The sequence below is a fragment of the Weissella cibaria KACC 11862 genome, assembly GCF_000193635.1.
Taxonomy (GTDB): Bacteria; Bacillota; Bacilli; order Lactobacillales; family Lactobacillaceae; genus Weissella; species Weissella cibaria.
Genome location: NZ_AEKT01000014.1, coordinates 1 through 8,529 on the forward strand (window position 1 = coordinate 1; position 8,529 = coordinate 8,529).

General features: G+C 40.9%; 5 protein-coding genes and 1 pseudogene. All 6 read right to left on the reverse strand.

Annotated features, from left to right (window positions below; all coding sequences use genetic code 11):
- On the reverse strand, positions 1 to 532 hold a 532-nt coding region (locus ESE_RS11335; protein ID WP_010370661.1), incomplete at its 3' end, for a hypothetical protein.
- Between the two features lie 2 nt (positions 533 to 534).
- Positions 535 to 4,209 (reverse strand): DEAD/DEAH box helicase, encoded by a 3,675-nt coding sequence (locus ESE_RS0102390; protein ID WP_010370664.1) that lies wholly within the window; start codon positions 4,207 to 4,209, stop codon positions 535 to 537.
- A 148-nt stretch (positions 4,210 to 4,357) separates the two neighbouring features.
- Positions 4,358 to 6,055 (reverse strand): DUF2075 domain-containing protein, encoded by a 1,698-nt coding sequence (locus ESE_RS0102395; RefSeq protein ID WP_010370666.1) that lies wholly within the window; start codon positions 6,053 to 6,055, stop codon positions 4,358 to 4,360.
- A 913-nt stretch (positions 6,056 to 6,968) separates the two neighbouring features.
- Positions 6,969 to 7,406, reverse strand: coding sequence for a hypothetical protein (locus tag ESE_RS0102405; protein ID WP_010370674.1), 438 nt, complete (start codon positions 7,404 to 7,406; stop codon positions 6,969 to 6,971).
- Between the two features lie 329 nt (positions 7,407 to 7,735).
- Positions 7,736 to 8,113, reverse strand: a complete 378-nt coding sequence (locus tag ESE_RS0102420) for a hypothetical protein (RefSeq protein WP_010370680.1) — start codon at positions 8,111 to 8,113, stop codon at positions 7,736 to 7,738.
- Between the two features lie 142 nt (positions 8,114 to 8,255).
- Positions 8,256 to 8,529, reverse strand: a pseudogene (locus ESE_RS0102425) (hypothetical protein); the annotation flags it as partial.

Here is an 8,529-nt window from a genome sequence, read left to right on the forward strand (position 1 = left end):
CACCTTGTTGTTGTGCTTGACTCACAACATCCAAACGACTTGTTAAATCGTTTTTTAACGTACTCGTTACATCAACAATTTTCGTTGATACACGGGCCAAATCCTCACTCGTCTTCTTAACGAGGCCTTCTTGCATCTCAGTCTGCTTTTGGATTGCCTCATTTTGGCGACCAGCTGCATCATCTAGTTCAGCCTTCAAGGCATCCATTAACGAATCACTGACACCATCCATTTTTGCTGAGACACGTTCTAGGTCTTCACGCGTCTTCGTGACAAATGCTTGATGTGTTTCTGATTGTTTTTCAATCGCGTCGTTCAACTTTTTCGTTGTCTCGTTACGCATCTCTGCGACAGCATTCACGTACTCTGTAATTTGATTGTTCAAATCCTTCGCTCGTAAGTCAGCAGCATTGGCGTTGACCTTAATTTCATCATCCAATTGCTTCATTTGTCGCAAAACGTCGTCAGACGAAGCAATCAACTTGGTGAAGGATTGCAGGTTCTTTTCTAGTTCTTGAATTTCTGTATCCATTGTTAAATCCTAATCTGTAAATTCTTAGCAATCATCGCATAGTAGAAGTCATCTTTTTGGCCGGATTCGTACAAGCTTTGAAGCAAGTAACGTTCTGGCAACTTGCGATAATTGGTATTCCGACGCAAGTCTTTGAACATTCGATACTTATTATCGAATGACAACTTACCAATAGCACGCCCCGCCCCAGAAATAACGGCCGGTACGTCGTTTGATTTCAAATCAACAGAATTTAGAATGCGTTGCAAGCCAATCGCATCGTATTCTTGCTTCTCAATCAAGTTAAGCAACCAGAAGAAATACTCGTACTTTGGGTTTTGCGTGCGGACACTCAAGCGTTCCAAAGTCACGTATTCGTTTGGCTCAATACCCTTTTGTATCTCAGCCGCAATTTGATCATATGACAACTTTGCATATCGCTGTTCCGTTTCCTTGATTTCCAAGAACGGCAATGTAAAGTACTCTGCAATTTGGCGAGCAATTGATACAGAATCAGCATTTTTGTTGGTCTGAACAAATTGTAATTCATTAATCAACTCACGTCTTGCCGTAAAGACAAACTTCTCAAAGAACCAGTTGGCAAAGATTTCAATCACATCATCTAAGCTCTTCGCACGTTGCACCGCATTGCCCAATCGACGGATGCGTGGGTCTGTATCAGCCATAAAGAAATTGATTGCCGTCTGCAAAACACGTCGTTCAATTTCATCGCGAATTGCAACCTCACTAACAAGGCCTTTATCCTGTTCATACGCTGCGATAATCGTCTCTTCAGCATTATTTGATTGTTGAATGTACCAACGTTGATAGAACTTCATCGCATAAAGCAGGTACGCAACAACTGTCTTTGTTCGACTCTGTGACTTTGGGTATTGGTCGAGATAAAACCCCTTGCTACCGTCGAATGATTGATATGTGTTCATGACATCATTCTTGATTGTAGCAATCAAGTCGTCATGACTCTTAAACCCGCTCAACAGGCGGTCCAAAATCATTGCATAATCATTTTGCCCGCGGAATTTACTCATGACACCGTCTAGAGACTCTTCAACATCCAAAACCATTTCTGGCAAATTGCCCGCTATTTTTAAATAAACAACAAATGAATTAACCGCTTCACCAGCGCGTCCACCTCGTCCAATTGACTGAACATAGTCATTCTTTGAAGCAGGCAACCCAGCCTGGATAATCGTTTCGACAAGTGGCAAATTAATACCAATACCTAATTCACCAGTTGTGATCAAGATATTCGATTTCTTTGTTGCAAATAAACGGTAGGCATCCGGTGCGTCCTGCGTATAAATTATGCCGTTTGGTACCAAATTACCAATTAACTTTGACTCAGCATCGCTCTTCGTAAAAATGATGATACGGCGACCAGCTAGTTCTTCAGTGTGACTGATTGCAGCAACCTGTTGGTGCATATCCTCCATTGACGCAACTTCAAAGAACTTATGCGTGAAATTGTATTTATCATACGCGACCGGTGAAAGAACTTGTTCATTTTCAATCTCAAGCAATTCCGTCACATCAGTTACAACTGAGTAATTGGCCGTGGCTGTTAAACCAAGCACAACCGTGTTATCCAACAATGTGCCAGACTTCAATAGTTCTACCAACATGAAGTAATCAGGTCGGAAGTCATGTCCTTGAAGCGATACAGTGTGCACCTCATCCAAAACGAAGTACGAAAGCTCATTAGCTTTGTTAGCCTTCATAATAACGCGCTGGAAGGTTGGATTCTGGAAAACAATCGGCGTGACATACACAATGTTCGTTGCAAAGTGATAGTTAACCGAAATCTGTGTTTCGTTCTTAATGAATGAAACCGCGTCAATATTGTGAATCTGCTTCAGATTATTAACCTGATCTTCAATCAAAATATCAGTTGGTGACACAATTAAAACCGGTGCTGGATGTAAAATTGATAACAAGTAGAAAATCAAGGACTTACCAGACCCAGTTGGCAAAATACCAATTGCGTTATCTGCACGATGAAGTAGTCCTTGCAAGATTTCAAATTGACCATCATTTAGATGCTTATAGTTTGAGATTTCACGCAGAATTGTATCGAGATACATGCGATTATCCGTTGTTAATTCGTATTTAAATCGGGCAAATGTCTTAATTGTCCAAACTTCACGTGCAACTTGTGGTCTGTCGAGCGTGTCCAAATATAAATCATCTTCTGATTCATTTGCTGTGATTTCAATCGGTGTTTTATCATCCAACGCGAGCTTCAATTCTTGTTTGTTAAGTAAAAACTCACTGAACAACTCCAAATAATAATTAATCGTCTCAACTGCCAAGCTAAGTTCGATTTCTTCAAAGCCAGCGATAGTTAAATTAAAGTTTCGCCCAGTAATGACCTCGTGCTTGATTAGCATCAAAATCATCAAGGTACCTCGATAAACACGCGCTGAACTAATTTCAAACGCGACGGGCGCCAAACTAATCCAAGGATGTGTTGGTAACGTTTTTAAATTATTTGAACGTGACAAATAATTGTAAACAACCGCAAATCGTCCTAACTCCTCATCTGAAAAGTGCGTTTTACCAGCAAATTTACTTAGATTGTGGATTTGCACACCATAGTCAGCAGCTGACAAGCCAAATGGCAATATGCCGGTTTGGTCATCTTGTACTGTTGGCGCATTATGGTCACCCATTGCCAACGTCTGCACTGCATCATTGGTGTCGACAAATTCTGTTGCCGCAAATTCATCTTGCTTCTTTTCAGGGAAAAGTGCGTTATCAGGCGCTTCTTCGCCATCAACCGAAATAATTTCAGCTAAATGGTCCGCATACCTCCCCAACAATGTCACCCATTCATTCAAGCTCACATTTTGTTCAAGGTGAAATACCTTGTAGAAGGTTTGCCTGATTTTCATCGGCATGTACTTCCAAATGTTCGCATAACGTTCGGTATCACACACAACCGGTGAATAGTCCCGTTCTGGTTGGTAGTAAAAATTACCGTTTGTGCCGTACGGTTCGTGACCGAGCATTAGAATTTGCCAAACTAAATTGGCCAACGTCTTTGCCGTTGCCGTCCCATCCTTCAGCTTAATGCGAACGTGCTCTTCACCTAAGATAGAAACTTCATAAATCGCTGGATCAACAATGATATCGTTCAACGTTAACTCACTCAGTTCAAATCCATTCTTGTCTAGGTCCATTAACAGGTTCGCAAGAATAACCGATAGTTCAACCAAATCAATACGCTTAAAACCTGCAAACTCGTTTTTGATTTCTGATTTTGTCTTACCAAACAAGTCAGCCAGACTAATTATGCCGTTAGCTTGATTGGTTATATACCCAACCTTTGTGCCTTCATCATCAAAAACCATTTTTAGTGGCATTGAGAATACTTGCTTGGCATGTGCAGACAAGTTTGCCGTTGCAAGTTTTTCAGCAACTGCTGCCACTGGTTGCTTTGCGTAATCTATAAACGTCTTAGCAACTACACCCTTTTCAGCGGTTTCCCACGTTTCCTTTTCACCATAACCTGCCAATCGATCAGTTAGTTTGATGGTAGTGTTATCGTCGTCGTACACAAAAATATTTGACACATTATCTAAATTACCAATGAACGTTTTGGCAATCTTAAATGGTCTATAAGTGTGTCGCGACACTTTTATCCATTCATCATCTTCAAAATATTTTGGAAAACCCATATCATACCCTACCCTTATCAATATTCGTACCACGAATATTTTCGAAGCTTATATTTTAGTATAGCAGAATACATTTCGCATATAAATGCAATAAAAAACAGCTCATCACGGTGATAAGCTGTTCCAATATAATATTTAGTTGTAATTATTACGAACTTGCATTGATAAGTTGTTTGCGCAGTTCTTCATCAACCGCATACAAATACAACCCATGCACACCACGCTTCATTAAAACATTCAACGCATTGCGCAAATGTTCTTCTGCTGTTAATCCATCATCAAGTCGCGTCTTGATAGCGTTCTTATCATGGCTCTCTCTAGCATCAATCACAATCTTGCCATCGCGATACTTAATAGAAGGTCCAAGAATAACACCAGCGTAATTCAAATCTAACCCTTGAATAGTAAAGGTGCTGCCAACCTCATCAATCGTTACAGGATCTTCCGACCACGCCAAAGATTTGTTTCTACCCGGCGTTTGTAAATTCCACGGCTTAACCAAGTTTCCTGCCGTTACCATCCATGGTTCACCGTCAATACGTCGCTTCAACTTATAGTCCCAATCAAAAGTCGCTAACAGGCGCGACAGTCCAAATTCATTATCGCGCATTTGAATAGCCTCAAACATTGCTTTAGCGTTATCAAACACACGTAAATCGTACTTAAAATCATGTGGAATCGGCTTTAAATCACCAGCTACAAAACTATCAATCCAGTCTCTAGTTTGCTCATTCGCTTGAATACGATATTGCTGCGTTAATGAGTAAGTCACATCTGAACCTTGAATCAAATCCGCAATTGCGTCTTCATCCCAAGATTGATCTGCTCGCAATATCTGCTTTGGATCAAAGATGGCAATCGTAATTTTAGCCGTCTTGGCTAATGCTTTCAATTGATTTTCAGTCCCAAACATCTTGAAATGTTTCTTAGTCCAAGCAGCCATGTGACCCTGGGTCCAAACCAAATGTGCTTCATCAACCAAAACAACATCAAATTGTTCCCGCTTCTTCATGTAAGCATTTAGATATTCAGTTGGCTTAAAGACGACTGGTTCTTCACCAAAGGCCGCCTTTAAACGCTTCGCAATCGCTGAGTAAACAGTGCGTTGTTCGTCATGATTGACAATCATCGCAACCTTCAACTTTCGCCCAGCCACTTGCTTACCAAACTCAGCAGTTGCAACTTCATAGAACAAACTACTCAATAGCACAGTCTTCCCCGTTCCTGCAGCACCAGCAACAGTAATCAACTTACTATCACCGTCATCCTTAATGGTATTAGAAACCAGAGCTAATATGTCTGACTTAACCTTCTTCTGCTGTTCTGACAACTTTTTAAATGGCGAAGCTTTAAACAACGTAGAATTAAGCACTCGCCCATATTCAGGGAACAATTCTGGCTCGCGACTGTTTAGTTCTTTCAGTGTCTCTTTGAAAATTTGATCTTTTAATTCTGAACCAGCATATGAGCCCTGAGGATTACCACGTCCATTTAGAACTTGTACATCCCCAGGCAATGCCAAGAAGTAATTAATCAGTTCATTCTCTATATCCAAAGTCATCGACTTTTGAAACTCACTATCACCAATCACATACAGATAACCATCTTTAATTTGTTGCAGAACATCATCCTTATCCTTCAAATGCTGCAAAGTTCTCTTTTGAATGTTGTTTGTTTCACCCACATAAACCTTATATTGTTTACCCGATTGTTCATTAACAATATAAACAGTATTACGATCTAAAATCACCTGTTGGTCGGCTGGTGATATGCGTTCTAAACTTTTTAGTCCTTTTTCGGAATAGGGAATATTTTGAATTACAAGTTTACCTGATTTCACTGTCATTTTCATCATCCGCCCTATTAATAGATACTTTTATTATATAGCATAAAACCATTCAAATTTTAGTTTTTTAGCTAGATAAAATACGGATACTTGAATAGGAGAACTGTCACCAGTTCGACCTCTCACACCACCGTATGTATGATTCCGTAATATTAATGTACAGACTCGAAGTATTTGATCAGATTCATAGATTTCGTGCTTCGAGTCTTTTGTTAGTGAGCTTACTAGCGACTTCCCATATAGTATCTAGGTTCCAATATCATTTCCGAAAGCAGCTAATCTGCTCGGCCTCCCCGCTTGCAGTCCCCAACTTCATTAGCCATTTGACTCTTATCTTATGTTTCCAAATATACATACCGATTCTCAGTCGTGAATCAGTCACATGTAGAAACCGCTTGATTTGTACTACACCGTAATTATTTATCTTTCCACGCATGGCCATCTTAATGTCGTCCTGAATCTAGTCCATGTTAACACCCCGACTATGGTCCCCAATACCAAATCCTTAGCCGACCTTTACCGCCTAGTTAGTGCCTTTCAAATTTCTGATTAGTCTTCTAACTTCAAAATCTACCTCGAAATGTTAAACTTCCAGAATGGGATTCCGAAACGTTGATACACCGGGCTTCGAAGACTAATGCAGCGACTATTTTGAGGCATTCGGCGCCCAAGAAGACTTCGTTTTGAAGTACCATTCCGTCCAATTTTTCTATTTGCGCTGCACGAATCAGACATCGAAATCCACTCTACTCACTCTTGTCCAACTGAAAACAACAGCCCAAAGGACCGCAACAATCCGACTCACGATTTTGTTTTGCGGAACACACTTGATACGTGCGCATTGTAGTAACGTTGTTGCAGTTCAATCAACCCTTTTCGAGTTCATCCAACACATCTTTCACCAACACAACCATCATTCGAACTCCTCAATGATCTTGTTTGCAAGCGTCGAAACGCCAGAAATCAAAATTGCCTTTCCAACTGCCAAAACAATTTCACCCATTAGTACATCCACCCTTCCTTCTCTGTCTTCACCATCATTACATCCAAGTTCACCAAAAACACCCTGCCAAGAAAAAGCCGAGCGTCCCTTGCTGAAGTAGTCAACGATCTTCACTGTCTGACCCATTGTCAATTGTGCTTCAACAAAATCAACATCGAATAAATCAGTACCACTGTACCCAGAAAGAAAACTTGGAATTTCTGTCTCTTCTTGCATGTCCAATTCAATCGGCCCAGAAACCATCGGCGACAAGCTCTTGATTTCTGCACGCTGAGTTGAGAAATGCCAACGCACCTGAAACGCCAAATCCGACAACAACGTGTCTGCCAAAACAAACTTGTTAACCATTGTTTACCTCCACATGGACCCATTCGTGATCGTACTTATGATATACTGCACTAGCTTGTTGTCAACGATGATTCCACGGCCAATATAGTGAGGCTCAATGTAGAAGTCCACCACAAGGTACTCGTGACTGTTGGCATCCGCACCAATCAAAACGCTCCTGACTGGTTGATCGTCGTCAGCTTCAACTAGCAAATCCCAAGTTCTCAACAGTTATCTCTTCTGGGTACAGCACAACACTCTAAATCGTGTCTTCCGAAACAATCGAGCCATCCACACCAACAGTTGCAAGGCACCCACGTAGCTCATCTGCCAGCCGCTTCCAAGCATCGCTACTTTGCATTGAAGTCACCCCGGTTCCACAATGACACGCTCAAATTAATCTGAACTTCAAGCGCTTGCTCGTGTGTCAGCGGTTGTGTGGTTCCATCGTCTAAGACAGCCAACACTACAATAGCTTTTCCTTGTGGCAAGAACACAATTGTGTCCAATTCATCACCAAAAGTCACTCGATACGTGCTTGCAGTTCCAGTACCGATTGCATCATCCTTGACCCATGCATCGTACCCGACCTCTCCATTCATCGCTGATCGTATCGAAACAACATCAACCGCTCCGTAAAACACATCATTTAGCTTTTCCAAGTTGCTTCCGGCGTCCCACTCTTCTTCTTCACCAATCACAAAAGTGCCAACATTTGTGTACAGCACCGCTTTCTTGTCTGATATTTTTCTTCCTCCTTTGTCTCCATGTCAGTGACAATCTGTATCAGTGAAATAATATATATAAGCGATATTCCAGTCAAAACACGCGTAAAAAAAGCGCGACCCTTGTTAGGCCACGCCTTGAAATTTAATCCATCGCTGTTACTTTTTCCTCAATGAACTCAATTTCAGTTTCATTTAATCCATATTTTTTATACAACTGTCGATCAATTTCCGAAATAGTTTGATTCCAATCAATATCGGAATTTTGAGTAAAGTCTTGCATTGGAACATTTTTCCAAGTCTTTTTTGTATTTTCTTGGGTAATCTTCAGCGTTCCAAGCAAAGTACGGGTAAATTTAGTTTTTATGTACTTTAGGACGTTAGTAGCCTCTTTCTCAGTATCAAATTCACCAGCAGAG